This is a genomic window from Pseudomonas sp. GW823-FHT06B06 (genome assembly GCF_058795195.1).
This window is the reverse complement of record NZ_JBXAHO010000012.1, coordinates 180,084-196,082: the sequence shown is the minus strand read 5'-3', so window position 1 is coordinate 196,082 and position 15,999 is coordinate 180,084. Positions and strand designations below refer to the sequence as shown.

At 56.1% G+C, this 15,999-nt stretch carries 14 protein-coding genes and 2 pseudogenes; 4 read left to right on the top strand and 12 right to left on the bottom strand.

Going from position 1 to position 15,999, the window contains the following annotated elements; genetic code table 11:
- Window positions 1-403 precede the first annotated feature (403 nt).
- A complete protein-coding gene (locus AC1Q8Q_RS13945) occupies window positions 404-790 on the bottom strand; it encodes a DUF488 domain-containing protein (RefSeq protein ID WP_083348820.1) in 387 nt (128 codons plus the stop codon).
- A gap of 4 nt (window positions 791-794) precedes the next feature.
- On the bottom strand, window positions 795-1,517 hold the full coding sequence (pcsA, locus tag AC1Q8Q_RS13940; protein WP_020798292.1) for a phosphatidylcholine synthase: 723 nt from the start codon (window positions 1,515-1,517) through the stop codon (window positions 795-797).
- Between the two features lie 248 nt (window positions 1,518-1,765).
- Between pcsA and AC1Q8Q_RS13935 the strand changes: the two genes are divergently transcribed.
- The gene (locus AC1Q8Q_RS13935) at window positions 1,766-2,509 is read left to right on the top strand and encodes a tellurite resistance TerB family protein (protein ID WP_168757869.1); all 744 of its coding nucleotides are present in this window, start codon (window positions 1,766-1,768) and stop codon (window positions 2,507-2,509) included.
- Window positions 2,510-2,625: 116 nt separating this feature from the next.
- On the opposite strand, the gene AC1Q8Q_RS13930 is transcribed toward AC1Q8Q_RS13935, so the two are convergent.
- On the bottom strand, window positions 2,626-3,069 hold the full coding sequence (locus tag AC1Q8Q_RS13930; protein WP_033041414.1) for a cupin domain-containing protein: 444 nt from the start codon (window positions 3,067-3,069) through the stop codon (window positions 2,626-2,628).
- A 185-nt stretch (window positions 3,070-3,254) separates the two neighbouring features.
- Between AC1Q8Q_RS13930 and AC1Q8Q_RS13925 the strand changes: the two are divergent.
- Window positions 3,255-4,019 (top strand): annotated as a pseudogene (locus tag AC1Q8Q_RS13925) (DNA polymerase ligase N-terminal domain-containing protein); the annotation flags it as partial.
- A gap of 454 nt (window positions 4,020-4,473) precedes the next feature.
- Here the strand turns inward: AC1Q8Q_RS13925 and AC1Q8Q_RS13920 are convergent.
- Window positions 4,474-4,731, bottom strand: a complete 258-nt coding sequence (locus AC1Q8Q_RS13920) for a BPSL0761 family protein (RefSeq protein ID WP_492615161.1) — start codon at window positions 4,729-4,731, stop codon at window positions 4,474-4,476.
- Window positions 4,732-5,234: 503 nt separating this feature from the next.
- On the opposite strand from AC1Q8Q_RS13920, the gene AC1Q8Q_RS13915 reads away from it, so the two are divergent.
- On the top strand, window positions 5,235-5,681 hold the full coding sequence (locus AC1Q8Q_RS13915; RefSeq protein ID WP_492615160.1) for an SIR2 family protein: 447 nt from the start codon (window positions 5,235-5,237) through the stop codon (window positions 5,679-5,681).
- A gap of 6 nt (window positions 5,682-5,687) precedes the next feature.
- Window positions 5,688-5,939, top strand: a pseudogene (locus AC1Q8Q_RS13910) (aldehyde dehydrogenase family protein); the annotation flags it as partial.
- 223 nt (window positions 5,940-6,162) lie between these two features.
- Here the strand turns inward: AC1Q8Q_RS13910 and AC1Q8Q_RS13905 are convergent.
- The 8 genes from AC1Q8Q_RS13905 to glcC form a co-directional block, all read right to left on the bottom strand.
- Window positions 6,163-7,818 (bottom strand): cation acetate symporter, encoded by a 1,656-nt coding sequence (locus tag AC1Q8Q_RS13905; protein ID WP_492615159.1) that lies wholly within the window; start codon window positions 7,816-7,818, stop codon window positions 6,163-6,165.
- Window positions 7,815-8,177 carry a DUF485 domain-containing protein gene (locus AC1Q8Q_RS13900; RefSeq protein WP_492615158.1) on the bottom strand — a complete coding sequence of 121 codons (363 nt, stop codon included), beginning with the start codon at window positions 8,175-8,177 and terminating at the stop codon, window positions 7,815-7,817. The genes AC1Q8Q_RS13905 and AC1Q8Q_RS13900 overlap by 4 nt, the downstream gene beginning before the upstream one ends.
- Before the next feature lie 215 nt (window positions 8,178-8,392).
- On the bottom strand, window positions 8,393-10,570 hold the full coding sequence (locus AC1Q8Q_RS13895) for a malate synthase G (protein WP_492615157.1): 2,178 nt from the start codon (window positions 10,568-10,570) through the stop codon (window positions 8,393-8,395).
- 53 nt (window positions 10,571-10,623) lie between these two features.
- Window positions 10,624-11,022, bottom strand: a complete 399-nt coding sequence (locus AC1Q8Q_RS13890; RefSeq protein ID WP_492615156.1) for a heme-binding protein — start codon at window positions 11,020-11,022, stop codon at window positions 10,624-10,626.
- A 9-nt stretch (window positions 11,023-11,031) separates the two neighbouring features.
- Window positions 11,032-12,249: a glycolate oxidase subunit GlcF gene (gene glcF, locus AC1Q8Q_RS13885; RefSeq protein ID WP_492615155.1), complete on the bottom strand. Its 1,218-nt coding sequence runs from the start codon at window positions 12,247-12,249 to the stop codon at window positions 11,032-11,034.
- Window positions 12,250-12,258: 9 nt separating this feature from the next.
- On the bottom strand, window positions 12,259-13,311 hold the full coding sequence (gene glcE, locus AC1Q8Q_RS13880; RefSeq protein WP_492615154.1) for a glycolate oxidase subunit GlcE: 1,053 nt from the start codon (window positions 13,309-13,311) through the stop codon (window positions 12,259-12,261).
- The gene (glcD, locus tag AC1Q8Q_RS13875; RefSeq protein ID WP_492615153.1) at window positions 13,311-14,810 is read right to left on the bottom strand and encodes a glycolate oxidase subunit GlcD; all 1,500 of its coding nucleotides are present in this window, start codon (window positions 14,808-14,810) and stop codon (window positions 13,311-13,313) included. Before glcD ends, glcE begins: the two co-directional genes overlap by 1 nt.
- A 396-nt stretch (window positions 14,811-15,206) precedes the next feature.
- The gene (gene glcC, locus AC1Q8Q_RS13870) at window positions 15,207-15,986 is read right to left on the bottom strand and encodes a transcriptional regulator GlcC (protein WP_492615152.1); all 780 of its coding nucleotides are present in this window, start codon (window positions 15,984-15,986) and stop codon (window positions 15,207-15,209) included.
- Window positions 15,987-15,999: the final 13 nt, after the last annotated feature.

Genomic DNA, 15,999 nt, shown 5'->3' with positions numbered 1-15,999 from the left:
GGCACCGAACGCCAGGGGCAAGAGCCCTTGGTTACTTGGGGCTGTTCCAAGTGACTCGCTGTAAAAGCGAAACCATAAGTGGCCGTTACCGCAGGAACGGATATGTACACCTGAAAGACAATCACCGTCTGCCAGAACGCCTTCGCCGGCAAGCCTGGCTCCTACAGTAAAAGCGAAAACCTAAGTGGCCGTTACCGCAGCAACGGATATGTACACCTGAAAGACAATCACCGTCTGCCAGGACGCCTTCGCCAGCAAGCCTGGCTCCTACGGTAAAAAGCGAAATCCAGCCGTTACCGCAGCAATGGATATGTACTCAGACAACAAATAACAGGTCGGCCGTCAGGCCGCCTTCGCGAGCAGGCTCGCTCCCACAGAAAATCAGGTACAGCCGCGAGAGTATCTAGACAACCACCGCCCCCCGCGCCTCCAGCAACTCACGCAACACCGAGCGATGACAATGCGCTTCGTCCTCGCAATAACACCCCACGGCCAAGGAAGTGTGATGCGAAAGAGCCGCCAGCAGATCGAGCAACTGGCTGGGGGCAGGGTGGTTCATTTCGGCCTTGAACTTGCGCCTGAACGCATTCCAGGCCTTGTCGTCCTCAGCGGCCTGGGCCTGTTGTACCAGCTCCGGGCTGGGCGACAGCAGTGGCTGCCACACATCATAGAAATCCCGGCTGGCAAACTCGGCTTTCGGTACGCCACGGGGTGGACGGCGCACCGTACCCAGGCGCAAGCCTTCGTCGGGTTTTCGCGCAGAGCCGAGGCGCACGATATGAATAGGCATGGCGCTACTTGAGCCGCGATTCGTCGAACCACTCAAGCGCCGTGCGCCAGAAGCAGATCCCCAGGAAGTACGCCGACATCAACAGCCAAAGCCCCATGACCATGGGATTGATCACCGGGTGGTTGATCACCAGCGACAGGCTGCACAGCAGCCAGATCGCCGTCACGGCAATGTTGATCGGCATAAAGCGGCGCACGCGGAACGGGTGCAGGAATTTCATCCGGGTGAGCGTCAACAGGGCCAGGCCGATCACGGTGAGGAAGGTGATCCAGGGTGACGGCGCGATGATGTAGAGGCACAGGGCGACCACGTTCCAGGCGGCGGGGAAGCCCTGGAAGTAGTTGTCCTTGCTTTTCATGTTGACGTTGCAGAAACAGAACAGCGACGACACCAGGATCAGCGACACGGTCAGCAGCAGTGTGTAGTCCGGCAACGGGATGTAGCGATAGATGAACAGTGCCGGAATGAATACGTAGGTCAGGTAGTCGATCACCAGGTCGAGAATCGAGCCGTCGAAACTCGGCAGCACCGACTGTACGTTGACCCTGCGCGCCAGTGCGCCGTCCAGGCCATCGACGATCAGGGCCACACCCAGCCACAGCAGGCAACTGGTGGGCTGGTTATCGAGCAGGGCGAGGGTGGCGAGGAAGGCGGTGACCACGCCGGTGGCGGTAAAACCATGGGCGCCCCAGGCTTTGAGCCTGGCGATGTGTAGGGTCGATATCACGGGGGCGTTCTCCAGAAAGTGAAGCAAGCCAGTCAACGCCCTCATCTGGCGGGCGGCGGCAAACCGGGTTGGGTTGCAAGTATCGACCGGGTATCCGGGAATAAGGTTCACCACCCATGAATCTTAGCTGCGCCGTAGAAAAATACGGCGGATAAATCGGTAATGTGTCAGCCAGACGGTGGTAGCACATTTACGCGCGAGGGCTATCGTTGTCTGACTGGATCACTCCCATCGATGAGGACGTCGTCATGAACACCAGCGATCTGCTCGAACAATTACTGCGGGCCGGCCAGGGCTCGATGGCGCAACGGGGCGGCGGTGGGGCGTCGGCACAGGGTGGCCTGGGTGACTTGGGTGGATTGCTCGGCGGCCTGTTGGGCGGTGGTGGCACCAGCCGTTCGGGCGCTGGCGGCATGGGTGGCCTGGGCGGCTTGCTCGGTGGCTTGCTGGGCGCAGGATCGCCAATGGGCGGTGCGCCGCAATCGCGCTCCGCCGGTGGTACCAATTATGCTGCGCTGGCTTCGCTGGGGATGATGGCATTCCAGGCCTTTCAGGCCTGGCAACGCAGCCAGGCCACGCAGCAACAGCAGGCGCCGCAGCAGGCGATGCGTACGGTGGACATGCTGGCGGGCCCGGAAGTCGAGGAACACAGCCACGCGATCCTGCGGGCGATGATCGCGGCGGCCAAAGCCGATGGCCGCTTCGACGACGCCGAGACACAAATGATCAATGCCGAAATCGCCCGGCACACCGATGATCCGCAGTTGCAGCAGTGGCTTGACGAGGAAGCCGCCAAACCGCTTGACCCTGCCGAGGTGGCACAATCGGCAACCGACCCCGGCATCGCCGCCGAGATGTACCTGGCCAGCGTGATGCTGGTGGATGATCAACAGGATGCCGAGCGCAGTTACCTGGATGAACTGGCGGCGGCGCTGGGCATCGAGCCGGACTTGCAGGTGCATCTGGAACAGCAGGCCCACGGCACAGCCTGAAGGCCTCTGTAGGAGCTGCCGCAGGCTGCGATCTTTTGACTTTTGCGCCTGAAGAATCGCTGAAGATCAAAAGATCGCAGCCTGCGGCAGCTCCTACAGAGAGCGAGGTCGGTCGATCAGGAAATCGGCGGTTCGGGCACCAGGAAGGTCACGCCAAAGCGCTCCGCCACCTCAAATATCCGCGGAAGATCCTCGGGTACCTTGAACCGGTCCATCGCCGTAAAAAAAAGCCCGCCTCGCGGATCGGAGACCACGCCGATCATCTTTGCCGTGGGGCTGACGTTCTTGTAGGCATGAATCGACCCGGCAGGAATATGCACATAGCCCCCGGCCGAGACAGTGGTGGAGGTGCCTTCGACGGTCACTTCGACCTGACCGTCGACCACGTAGAACGCTTCGTCCCATGGGTGAAAGTGCGGGGGCGGGCCGCCACCTTGAATGCCTTCCTGGATATGCATTTCAAACGGTTTGCTGAGATCACCGCCAGCGAGGACAGTAATTTTTTCGCCAACGACATTGACCGATGCCGGTGGGGACTGGAGGACGTGAACCGTGCGCATGATGGCTCTCCGCAGATGAGGCAGCATCCGCCGATTGTAGGCGCTTTGAACGCTGGCCGGCAGCCGCGGTACGGGGCCGTCCGTCCGGGCAATTTCGACGGCGATGGAATTTTTTTCGCCAAGGCTCGCTCTGCTGAGAGAGGGACGTGCTGATTCAGCGCCCTGCAGCGAACCGCGGGTGAGCCATGAACAAAAATCTCGATGACTACAACCGCATGCGCGATTTTTCGGCGACGTCGGAACCCGTCGCCGTCAAACCCAAGGGCAGAAAAAAAACCACGGATCATGCCTTGCAGTTTTGCATCCAGAAGCACGATGCTTCGCGCCTGCATTACGACTTTCGCCTGGAGCTCGACGGTGCGCTCAAGAGTTGGGCGGTGCCCAAGGGACCGTCGCTGGACCCCAAGGTCAAGCGTTTGGCGGTACATGTCGAAGATCATCCGCTGGATTACGCCACCTTTGAAGGCAGCATCCCCGAAGGTCACTACGGCGCGGGGGATGTCATCGTCTGGGACCGTGGCGTGTGGATTCCCCAGGACGATCCGGCGAAGGCCTATGCCAAGGGCCGGCTCAAGTTCGAACTGCAAGGCGAGAAGCTCGGCGGCCTGTGGAACCTGGTGCGCACGCACATGCCGGGCAAGCAGGAGCAGTGGTTCCTGATCAAGCACCAGGACGGTGCCGCCCGGCCGGAAAGTGATTACGACGTGGTGGTCGCCGAACCCGACAGCGTGCTCAGCGAACGGACTCTCGTCGCCAAGGCACCCAAGACACCCAAAGCATCCAAGGCCACCAAAGCCAAGTCCATCAAGCAGCCCGCGTCGCCTGCACGCAAAGAACAATCCGCGCCACTCACAGGCGCGCGCAAGGCCGAACTGCCTGACCAGATCAAACCGGAGCTGGCGACGCTGGTGGAAAAGGCCCCGGGCGGACAGTGGAGTTATGAAGTCAAACTTAAATAGGCACCGGCGTTGTGTTGCTTTTCAAGAGCCCAATAGGATGTGGCTCTTACGTTTGCGGTGTTGCAATTGAAAGATTGCATGTGTTGCTTTTCGGTCGCCTCCTTCAGGGAAGAGCGAACCAAGGAGATTTGCAAACCGTTGCATTTGAGGCTAGTCGGCCGTTGCGAAGCTTATTCGCACATTTGATTTGCAAGTCAATGCGCGCTCAGCGTGATTCAAAGCACCAAGCGTAGTGAATCGACCCAGGCCCCATAGACGCATCTGAATGACTGTTTCTGGCCATGGCTAGCTCTCGCGAAGGGGTGATAACGACCCCCATCGGCTGGTCGTAGTCGGCAAGATTTACTAAGCGAACAGTTATGGGATTTCTTTCCTACTGATTCGATCCCGCCTCCGATAATGTCTGACTGTAAAGACGTAGGAGCATTGGCATTTCGTGACCGTGCTAGCGCTCAGTGCTTGAACTCAACATGGCTGAGTGCAGTTGGATCGCCGTTTCCCGCTTTGGATCCTCAGGAGCGGTGGATTGCAGCAGTTCCTCGAATTGTCCGATGCTGAGCACGATCCAAGGTTCCGGGTAGTGGCGTAGCAGGTGCTTGGCCTCACGGCGAATCGATTCTGGAACAGACGGTTTTTTTGATAGCTCGCGCAAAAAATCACCCGTATGGATAATGCTGCGCGTACGCTCGCAGGGCATGGTCATGTTCACCTCCATCACATCGTTAAATCGTCACATACCAACGGCTGTTGCTAATGTACTCCGACCCGAAGATGCCCCCTAGGGGCTGGACTGTTAGGAACGACCGCGGTCTTCTGCTGAAGCTCAAGAAGATTCGATGGTGCGCGCTTCAAGAGGGCAGCAAACCTATATCGGCCCGTCGTGAGTGACTAGATCTCGCCGGAGCAGCGTTGGGTCGCGCACCCCACTCGGACCATAGTTTATGGATTACGGTTAGGCGCGACCGATGATCCGGTGGTACTGCAGGGAATCGAGTGACCTTCGGCTGATCTCTATCGCAAAGGCTTCGTGTACCGGCCCCGGCAGCTTTCTCCCCCGTATCCAGTTATCCATGCATTTGCTTGGCAAGCCCTTCTTCACCTCTTGAAAGACAACCTCGGAAATGCGATATGACGTTTCCTTATGCCTAGGGACTACGCGAAATACATCGAGGATGTAACGGAAGACATCAAACCTGCATAGGAGATATGGCGTGCCAGCCCATACTGTTTGTAGGGTCAGGTTTCACGAAGCGCTACCTGAAGGGCCCTAACTGGGAGGAGCGGCTGAAAGAGTTGGCGGCGCGCTGCCCAGAGATTGCACGACAATTTGCCTACTACAAGCAACGCTACCCCGACTTCGTGGACATTGGCACTGAATTCTCAGAGAAGTACAACGACTGGGCGTGGGGGGCTGGGGAAGATCAGTTTCCAAAGGAACTGTTTGACGAAACGAGCTCGCCGCAGGTCTACATCAAGTACACAGTTGCCAAGATTTTCAAAGAGCTCTTGGCAACGGAAAAGCCTGGCTTGCCGGATGAGATCGAGCTTCTAAAGAAAATACGACTGCACTCCGTGATTACCACCAATTACGATGAGCTGCTTGAGCCAATCAACGTCCCTGCCGCCGCTTTGCAGCGTCAGGGACGCGACTAAGTTTGTGCCGTTGCTCTGGCCAACGCGCCGGAATACAGCTTGCACGCGGGTCTGTTCACACGCGATCTTTCCAAGGCCTTGAAATTGGCGCGCCAAATTGAAGCCGGTGGCGTGATGATCAATGATTCTTCCGATTATCGGTTCGATGCCATGCCTTTCGGTGGCTTCATGTACGGAAGTCTGGGGCGAGAAGGTGTTCGGTTTGCCTATGAGGACATGACGCAGCCCAAAGTGGTCTGCATCAATAAAATGGGTTGAGCCATCCAAGTAGCTGAACCCAATTCGATATAGTCTGAAACTAACTGCTTATTCCATAAGAACAGTACAAGCATTTTTTATAGTGCGTTTTTTGGAAGGCCACCGATTTTTTAACACCCAATGGTTAGAGTATCAAAAAATCGGTGAGTCCTTCAGTCTTTCCATAGACGAACGTATGACAACAACCTATGACGCACAGCAAGAACACCATCAAAACAATTTGTTACTCGCCTTTCAACTGCGCCTTCCAGGTTGCTGGCGCACCTAGCTCAGAATCGACTAACTGATTGTCGAAAAGGCTGCGTTCACGTACGGCACTGGCTGAGCGATCGCTAATGGAGAACACAAAGATACCGACAAATGCGACGGCCATGGAGAACAGGGCCGGATATTCGTACGGGAACCAAGCTTGCTGATTATGGAGGATCTTGACCCACACCGTTGGACTAAGAATGCATAGGGTAATTGCTGATACCAGCCCCAGCGATCCACCAATCACGGCGCCACGTGTCGTCAAGCCCTTCCAGTAAATTGACAACAACAGCACCGGAAAATTGGAACTTGCGGCGATGGAAAACGTTAAACTCACAATAAACGCGATGTTCTGTTTCTCAAATGCAATCGCTAGGAGAATTGATAACACACCCAACACAATCGTTGTAACGCGAGAGACGCGCATCTCTTCACGGTCGCTGGCCGTGCCTCGGCGCAAGGCATGTGCATAAAGATCATGTGATACGGCAGACGAGCCTGCAAGGGTGAGCCCAGCCACCACCGCCAGTATCGTCGAGAACGATACCGCGCACATAAACCCAAGGAAGACGTTACCGCCAACGTTCTGCGCGAGGTGAATTGCAACCATGTTAACGCCGCCCAAAATCCCACCTGATGCATCGTGATAGGCAGGGTTGCTGGCAACCAAGGCAATGGTACCGAAGCCGATGATAACGATCAGTGCATAGCCTATGCCGACCAGACCAGTAGCATATAGAATACTTTGGCGCGCTGCTTTAACGTTACCGACGGTGAAGAACCGCATGAGGATATGTGGGAGACCTGCCGTGCCGAAGACCAGTGCCAATCCTAATGAAATGGCAGACACCGGATCTGTAATCAAGCCTCCTGGGCTCATGATTGCGATATGGGATGGATGCACTTCGGTAGCTTGAGTGAACAGTTGATTCAAGCTGAATCCGAACTGGGACAACACCATGAACGCCATGAAGACGCAGCCGGTGAGCAGTAACACCGCCTTGATAATCTGAATCCAGGTGGTCGCTAGCATCCCACCAAAGAAAACATAGATAACCATCAGCGTACCCACGAGAAGCACCGCCGCGGTGTAATCGAAGCCGAATAGCAATTCAACCAGTTTTCCAGCGCCTACCAGTTGGGAAACCAGATAAAGCAACACGATCACAATAGAACTGGAGGCCGAAAATGCTCGTATAGGTCGTTGTTTCAACCGATATGACAGTACGTCCGCCAGGGTGTAGCGCCCCAGGTTTCGCAATGGCTCCGCAATCAGAAACAAAATGATTGGCCAGCTTGCAAGGAAGCCGATGGAGTAGATCAGTCCATCAAAACCACTGGTAAAAACCAATGCGGAAATGCCCAGTAAAGACGCCGCTGACATATAGTCACCGGCGATGGCCCAACCATTCTGGAAACCGGTAATTTTTCCTCCTGCAGCATAGTGATCCGCAACGCTATTGTTTTTACGTGCCGCCCATCGTGTGACAAACAAAGTGAAAATAACGAATGCTAAAAACATGCCGATGGCAATGGGATTGTGCTTGTGTACTGCGGCAGGGACGTCGGCTGCGTATACCGTGACCGAAGCAAGGATGGCCGAGATTGCAATAAGTAGACGCTTCATTTGTTGAAGCTCCTGATGATTGTTTTTATTTTAGGGTCGTAGCAGGTGTTCGTGCGCCATACATAGACAGCCACGATAAGAATCGTGAAAGCGAGCATTCCGAAGCCAATAGGCACACCCCAAGTCATAGGCTGGCCTACGGTGATAGGTGTGCCTAAGCGGGCAGGTATAAAGGCCAGTGATAGAATAAAACCGAAATACACCGCCAGCATAAGAGCCGTCATGCTCCACGAAAATATTCGTCGCTGTTTTACCAGAGTACGAAACTGTGGGTTTTCGAGAATCGGATTGCTAATCGTGTCACCAACCTGGTCAACGGACACGGCCGGGCCACCATCTTGTGGATATGCATGTTCCATGGTTATCTCCTGCGAAGGCATTTCTGGCTGGATTTAGAACTTCACTGGCATCGCTGTCTCACGTCATGTTTATGTCTCTTGTGAAATCTCACTTTTTGAAAGTTGGATGAGCGCGAGTATCGTAAATATCTCGTATCTCCTTTAGGCATAGGCTCCTGGCCATGTAATTTCGCAATCGGTCAGGCGATTCCGGTCTCGCGATTCAAGGGTGAAGGTCAGCGCTCCCGCTTGAAGCGCAGACGCCAGGCATGCAACAACGGCTCGGTGTATCCGCTCGGCTGTTCGCGCCCCTCGAGTACGAGGTCACAGGCGGCGCGGAAGGCATGGGAGCACTCGAAGGCCGGGGCCATAGGGCGATAGGTAGTATCTTGAGCATTTTGCCTATCGACGACGTGTGCCATGCGTTTAAGGCTTTCGCGCACTTGCTCCTCGCTGATCACACCGTGGTGCATCCAGTTGGCAATGTGCTGCGCCGAGATACGCAAAGTGGCGCGATCCTCCATAAGCCCAACGTTATGGATGTCCGGTACCTTAGAGCAGCCGACCCCTTGTTCGACCCAGCGCACTACATAGCCGAGGATGCCTTGGCAGTTATTGTCCAGCTCCGCTTGAATATCATCGCGGCTCCAGTCTCGAGTACTGCTAACCGGCACGCTGAGCAGGTCATGCAACAGGCGGGCGCGCTCGCTGTTCAAATCTACTTTCTCAAACTCGCGTTGCACTTGACGAACGTCTACTTGGTGGTAATGCAAGGCATGCAAAGTGGCTGCGGTTGGCGAGGGTACCCAGGCCGTGTTGGCCCCGGCCTTGGGGTGGATGATCTTTTGTTCGAGCATGGCCGACATAAGATCGGGCATGGCCCACATGCCTTTGCCGATCTGCGCACGGCCGCGTAGACCACACGCGAGACCCACCAGTACGTTGTTGCGCTCGTAGGCTTGGATCCAGGCGGTTGACTTCATACTACCCTTTCGCAACATGGCCCCGGCCTCCATGGTCGAGTGCATTTCGTCGCCAGTGCGATCCAGGAAGCCAGTATTGATGAAGGCCACTCGATTGGCTGTAGCAGCGATACAAGCTTTGAGGTTGACACTTGTGCGCCGCTCTTCGTCCATGATCCCCATCTTCAGGGTAAAGCGTGGCATCCCGATCAAGTCTTCCACTCTACCGAATAGTTCGTCGGCGAAAGCGACCTCTGCGGGGCCATGCATTTTCGGTTTGACGATGTAGACGCTGCCAGTATGAGAGTTGCCTTTTCGGCGGAGGTCGTGCAATGCTGCCAAGCTGGTGACCACTGCATCCAAGATGCCTTCAGGGATCTCCTGACCGTTTTGGTCAAGAATCGCCGGGTTACTCATTAAATGTCCGACATTTCGTATGAACAGCAGGGAGCGTCCAGGTAGGGTGATTTCACCGCCGTTACGGTTATGGTAGATGCGGTCGGGGTTCAATGTTCGAGTGACGGTCTTGCCACCCTTGACCAAGCTTTCCACCAAGTCGCCTTTCATCAGACCGAGCCAGTTACGGTAAGCCGAGACTTTGTCATCGGCGTCGACAGCCGCGACCGAGTCTTCACAGTCCATGATTGTTGTCAAAGCTGCCTCCATCAGGAGATCCTTGACGCCTGCCTCATCGGTTTGGCCGATCATGCTGTCTGGGTCTATCTGAATCTCGATGTGAAGGTCATGGTTTTTCAGCAGAATGGCTGTAGGGGTGTCGCTTCGTCCCTGATAGCCAATAAATTTTTCAGGCTGGGTCAAACGGGTAAAGCCACCTTCTTTGAGGCCAACCCGCAATTCCCCTGCTTCGACCTGATAGGCGACAGCGTTGGAGTGGGATGCGCCCTCCAAGGGGAATGCCTGATCGAGGAAAGCACGGGCAAAAGCAATCACCTTCGCGCCACGCACCGGGTTGTATTCGGACTGCTTGGCAGCTCCACTATCCTCACTGATCGCATCTGTCCCATATAGCGCGTCATACAGCGATCCCCACCGAGCATTCACTGCATTTAGCGCGTAGCGTGCATTCATCACAGGCACTACTAATTGAGGTCCGGCTTGCGATGTGATTTCGAAGTCGACGTTGTCAGTGCCGATGATCAAATCATCGGGTTGCGTCAACAAGTAGCCGATGGAATTGAGGAATTTCTGGTAGGCGATCATGTCCTTGACTGGGCCCCTATGAGCGCAATGCCAGGCATCAAGCTCAGCCTGAAGACGTTCCCTCTCGGTCAGCAAGGCACGATTTCGTGGAGCCAGCTCATGCACCAGGGCATCGAAACCCTTCCAGAAGTGCTCGGATGAAATATCAGTGCCGGGCAGCATCTCGTCATCAATGAAGAGTTTGAGATTTTCTGCCACTTGCAGATGGTGGCAAGGCACACGCTTAGTCAACTTCTCTACTCCTGTTCAATAGGCCCCATGGAGGGGCCTTGCTCTATTTGTACTCAGAGCGCGGCAATGCCGGCAGCTGCTACTTGGGCGTCCTGTTCCGCCTTAACGCCAGATACACCTACGGCGGCAACGACTTGCCCGTCAATCAACACCGGAATTCCTCCCTCTAGCGAGGTCACCAGAGGGGCGCTGACAAAAGCGGTACGTCCTTTGTTGACCATATCCTCGTAACCCTTGGTATCGCGTCGGCCAAGGGCAGCGCTGCGGGCTTTCTCAGTGGCGATGTAGGCGCCGATGGGGGCGCAGCTATCGAGTCGTTCCAGCGCCAGGAGGTGTCCACCATCGTCCACTACCGCTATGGTTACAGCCCAATTGTTGCGTTGTGCCTCGTCACGGGCACCGGCCAGAATGCGGGTCACTTCTGAGCTATCGAGTACGGCTTTGCATTGCATGTTTTTCTCCTAGCTGAGTGCTTCTTCCACTAGCTCGATCCAGTGCCGAACGGGTGTACGCCCGGCACCGTCCAGATGGGTCTGGCAGCCGATGTTGGCAGTAACGATTACCTCGGGGTTCCCGCTCTCCAACGCATTGAGTTTGTTGTCGCGTAGTTGCCGAGATAGCTCGGGTTGAGTAATGGAGTAAGTACCGGCCGAACCACAGCAGAGATGACTGTCTGGGACGTTGGTGAGGCTGAACCCAAGGCGGCCGAGCACTCCTTCAACAGCCCCGCCAAGCTTTTGGGCGTGCTGTAAAGTGCAAGGGCAGTGGAATGCCAGGCGCCGCTCAGCGTGGATACCCAGTTTCTCTATCGGTTCAGCCCGAATAACTTCCGCCAGATCTTTTGCCAATTCGCTGACACGTTCGGCCTTCTCGGAATAGGCAGGATCGTTTTTGAGCAGGTGACCATAATCATGCACGAAGGCTCCGCATCCGCTGGCCGTCTGGACGATGGCCTCTGCACCTGCCTCAATGGCCGGCCACCATGCATCAATGTTGCGCTTCGCTCGTTCCAGCCCTTTTTCCTGCGCGTTGAGATGGTAGTCGACGGCGCCACAACAGCCGGCCTCCCGCGCGGATACAACAGAGATACCCAATCGATCCAACACACGTGCGGCCGCTGCATTGGTATTAGGCGAGAGAGTGGGTTGCACACAACCTTCGAGCATCAGCACCCGACGTGAGTGGCGCACCTCCGGGCGTGGCTTGGCTGGATGCGGGTAACGTGGCAGCTTGGCTTTCAGGGTTTCTGGCAGCAGCGGACGAAACACGTTTCCGGCCATAGTAAGAGCCTTGAACACTGCAGGTCGTGGTATGACCGCTCGCAGACCTTCGCGCAGCACGCGCTCACCGAAAGGGCGTGGTACCTGCTCTTCGACAACTGAGCGACCAATATCAAGCAAGCTGTGATACTCCACGCCGGAGGGGCAGGTAGTTTCGCAGTTGCGACAGGACAAGCAGCGGTCTAGATGCAATTGGGTCTTGGCGGTTACCTCCTGACCTTCGAGTACCTGTTTGATCAGGTAGATTCGCCCACGGGGCCCGTCCAACTCATCGCCCAGTAACTGATAGGTGGGGCAAGTAGCGGTGCAGAATCCGCAATGTACGCAGGAGCGCAGAATACGCTCAGCCTCCTCTGCGCGCGGATGAAGTTTTGCTTGTTCGCTCAGGTTGGTTTGCATAACTCGCTCTCAGACTTCCGCGTACATACGGCCGGGGTTGAAAATGCTCTGGGGATCGAGCTGCTTCTTGAGGTTCTGGTGGTAGCGCAGGAGTGGCGCTGTTAATGGGGGAAAAGGGGACTCATCCACGCCCTGGAGCGTCGCGTGGCCACCCACAAGGGCGGCAGCCTCACGAATCACGTCGGCCGGTGCATCGGACTTTAGCCAGCGTTGAGCACCGCCCCAGTCCACCAGCTGCTTGCCTGGTAGATCGACCAGGGTTGTATTGATCGGGAGCGACAGTCGCCACAGTGGCTCTGGGGTAGCAAAGAAGGCCAGTCGCTGCTCACGCAGCTCTTTCCAGTAGCGACTGTCGAGCGCTTCCCCCCCGAGGCGCTGGTAAGCGGATTGCACCGACCCCTCACCTCCTTCCAGGCGCAAGTGGAGGAGGCTACCGTCATGGCAGGCCGCGCTTATGGGGATGGGTTGTTGACCCCATTCTGCGAGTTCACTGAGGGCTTGATGAGTATCCATCTCCAAATACAGGCTGATGCACTGACGAGGTTTTGGCAGTACTTTGAGAGATATCTCTGTGAGAAGCCCCAGACAACCAAAGCTTCCCGCCATCAAGCGTGACAGGTCGTAGCCGGCGACGTTTTTCATAACCTCACCACCAAAGCGCAGAAGTTTGCCGTGCCCCGTAATCACGCGGGTACCTAACACGTAGTCACGCACGGAGCCTGCCCATGGTCGCCTTGGCCCGGACAAACCGGTGGCGACCATGCCTCCCAGGGTGGCGTCCGGGCCTAAATGTGGCGGTTCGAAGGGGAGCATTTGCCCGGAGGCTTCGAGCGTTGCTTCGATTTCTGCCAGTGGTGTCCCTGCACGTGCAGTCAACACCAGTTCAGTCGGGTCGTAGCTGACGATTCCTCGGTGGTTACGGGTGTCCAGCACCTCTCCCGCTACGCGGCGACCCAACATGGCCTTGCTGTTGCCGCCCTGGATTCGCAATGGAATACGTTCGTTGAGCGCGTAATTAACCTGTTCCAGCAATGCGGCACTGTTGTCATGATCGTTTCGCATCAGAAGCGCTCCAGTTCCGGGAAAGGCAGCTTGCCGTGATGTATGTGCATGGATCCGAACTCCGCGCAGCGTTGCAACGTCGGTATGTTCTTACCCGGATTTAGCATGCCGTGTAGATCAAAGGCTTTCTTCACCGCATGAAAAAGCTTCAACTCATCGCTGTTGAACTGAGCACACATCTGGTTGATCTTTTCGCGCCCTACACCGTGCTCGCCGGTGATACTTCCGCCGACTGCCACGCATAGTTCAAGGATCTTGCCGCCCAATGCTTCCGCGCGCTCCAGTTCGCCGGGTTGATTTGCATCGAAGAGGATTAGTGGGTGCATGTTGCCGTCACCTGCATGGAATACATTTGCCACGCGCAGACCGTATTCGGCAGAAAGCTTTTCGATCCCCTTGAGCACCCCAGGCAGCTCTCGGCGTGGGATGGTGCCGTCCATGCAGTAGTAGTCCGGAGAAATTCGGCCTACCGCCGGAAACGCGTTTTTGCGTCCAGCCCAGAACTTGGCGCGCTCAGCTTCGTCGCAGGCCACACGCACTTCAGTGGCGCCCGCAAGCTTGAGTACTTCCTCCACTCGATCACAATCGTCCTGAACGTCGGCTTCAACCCCATCGAGTTCACATAGGAGAATGGCAGCGGCATCCACAGGGTAACCAGCATGGATGAAGTCTTCGGTAGCGCGGATCGACAGGTTGTCCATCATCTCCAGGCCACCCGGGATGATGCCGGCCGCGATGATGTCTCCGACTGCTTGGCCTGCCTTCAACACCGAATCGAAACTGGCCAATAATACGCGTGCAACTTGGGGCTTCGGCAGGAGCTTGACTGTCACCTCGGTGATGATGCCAAGCATGCCTTCCGACCCAGTGAAAAGCGCCAGTAAGTCGAACCCGGGGGAGTCGAGGGCATCGCTACCCAAGGTCATATGCTCACCCTCAGCGGTGAGAATCTCGACTTTGAGCAGGTTATGTACGGTCAAACCGTACTTCAAGCAGTGCACACCACCAGCATTTTCAGCGACATTGCCACCGATAGAGCAGGCGATTTGGGAGGAGGGATCGGGCGCGTAATACATGCCATAGGGTGCTGCCGCCTGGGAGATCGCTAAATTGCGAACACCCGGCTGAACCCTCGCAAAACGGCCTTCGGGGTTCACTTCGATGATCCCGTTGAACCGTGCCATTATCAGAAGGATCCCTTGCTCAAGGGGCAAAGCGCCGCCTGATAGGCCCGTACCAGCGCCGCGAGCAACCACTGGAACTTGGTGATTATGGCTAAGCTTGAGTATTGTCTGAACTTGTTCAATGCGGTTGGGTAGAACCACGAGTAATGGCACGACGCGGTAGGCAGAGAGGCCGTCGCATTCGTAGGGACTTAGCTCTTCCTGGCTATGCAAGATCTCCAGGTCGGGCAGAGCCGCGCGCAACTGGGAAAGCAGAAATGCCTTGTCGATTCTGGGCAATTCACCATCGACGCGCTCGTCGTAGAGAATATTCATATGGCTCACATTTCAGTTCTTTTGTTATTAGAGCCGGCCTTGATGCGCGGTGGGAAATCAGCGAACCGGGTTAATTCGCGAGGCCGGAGACAACGCTAAGTTGTTCGCTTCAACGGCTCGAGTCGACATGTGAATAAGCTGGTCTGACCACTTTTTTACGTTGTTGACTCGGGAGCATGGGAGCGCTGGGGTTTCCGGTTGTACAAAGTGGAGAATACTGTCTGGAGTTGTGAGCTGGTCGTACCAGTTGCCGGAGTGCATTTAAGTTTTACGAGTTGAGCGGAGCCTTAGCTCAGTTTTAAAAACGAATGTTTACTTGATACATGCGGTAGAGCAGGGCGTCCGCGTACTGGCATTCCTTCGTCCAAGTGAAAGCTCACGTAGCCGCCTAACGCTTCAATTCCAACCTTCTAGGCGCATGGTGGCGCGAACGAGTCGCGACTCTTCTTGCTCAATTTCCCGGAGACTGTCACGCACACCGTGAATGTGCTCGCGAGCAGCTCGCTGAGCTTGCTCCGGCAACTGCTCCATGACTGCGTGGTAGAGACGCGTGTGTTGTCGGTCGATTTGTCGCTTCTGTGCGGGTCGACAGTAAAGATTGTTGACCGATGCGAACACAGTACTCAGCGTCAAGTCGCTGAGAAACTGGAGGGTATGCACCAACACCGGATTGTGGGACGCCTCACTGATTGCCCTGTGAAAGGTATGGTCGAGCCGTGCGTGCTCTCGAGGATCATGCATTTGCGAGTCTTCGTGGGCTGCAACCATCTCTTCGAATCGCCGCTTGATTAGCAAGCGGTCGACGTCTGTGGCGCGCAACGCAGCCAAACGAGCCGATTCGCCCTCTAACAATGCTCGCACCTCCAGCAGGTCGAACAATGTGCGTGGTTGGGAATTGAACAGGTGCATCAAGGGAGTCGAGTTATCGGCTCTGCTCATGTCCGCGACATACGAACCGCGCCCATGTTCAGTATCGACGATGCCGCGCCCGCGGAGAACCCTCAGCCCCTCGCGAAGCGCGGAGCGCGAACACCCGAGTTTCTCTACTAAACGCCGCTCTGACGGGAGTGCCTGACCTGCCTTCAACACTCCGTCGACGATCAATCGTTCGATGCGCTCAACTACTTGGTCGGCGACCTGGATTTTTCCATGCTTGATTGATCTAGAACCTGCCATATATCACTCCGCA

Excerpts from the sequence above, each read along its gene's own strand:
- AC1Q8Q_RS13945 (WP_083348820.1), bottom strand. The coding sequence starts at position 790 with ATGCCTATTCATATCGTGCGCCTCGGCTCTGCGCGAAAACCCGACGAA.
- glcE (WP_492615154.1), bottom strand. The coding sequence starts at position 13,311 with ATGCGAAACGATCATGACAACAGTGCCGCATTGCTGGAACAGGTTAAT.
- AC1Q8Q_RS13905 (WP_492615159.1), bottom strand. The coding sequence starts at position 7,818 with ATGAAGCGTCTACTTATTGCAATCTCGGCCATCCTTGCTTCGGTCACG.
- AC1Q8Q_RS13915 (WP_492615160.1), top strand. The coding sequence starts at position 5,235 with ATGGCGTGCCAGCCCATACTGTTTGTAGGGTCAGGTTTCACGAAGCGC.
- glcD (WP_492615153.1), bottom strand. The coding sequence starts at position 14,810 with ATGAATATTCTCTACGACGAGCGCGTCGATGGTGAATTGCCCAGAATC.
- AC1Q8Q_RS13900 (WP_492615158.1), bottom strand. The coding sequence starts at position 8,177 with ATGGAACATGCATATCCACAAGATGGTGGCCCGGCCGTGTCCGTTGAC.
- AC1Q8Q_RS13935 (WP_168757869.1), top strand. The coding sequence starts at position 1,766 with ATGAACACCAGCGATCTGCTCGAACAATTACTGCGGGCCGGCCAGGGC.
- glcF (WP_492615155.1), bottom strand. The coding sequence starts at position 12,249 with ATGCAAACCAACCTGAGCGAACAAGCAAAACTTCATCCGCGCGCAGAG.
- AC1Q8Q_RS13930 (WP_033041414.1), bottom strand. The coding sequence starts at position 3,069 with ATGCGCACGGTTCACGTCCTCCAGTCCCCACCGGCATCGGTCAATGTC.
- AC1Q8Q_RS13890 (WP_492615156.1), bottom strand. The coding sequence starts at position 11,022 with ATGCAATGCAAAGCCGTACTCGATAGCTCAGAAGTGACCCGCATTCTG.
- glcC (WP_492615152.1), bottom strand. The coding sequence starts at position 15,986 with ATGGCAGGTTCTAGATCAATCAAGCATGGAAAAATCCAGGTCGCCGAC.
- AC1Q8Q_RS13920 (WP_492615161.1), bottom strand. The coding sequence starts at position 4,731 with ATGACCATGCCCTGCGAGCGTACGCGCAGCATTATCCATACGGGTGAT.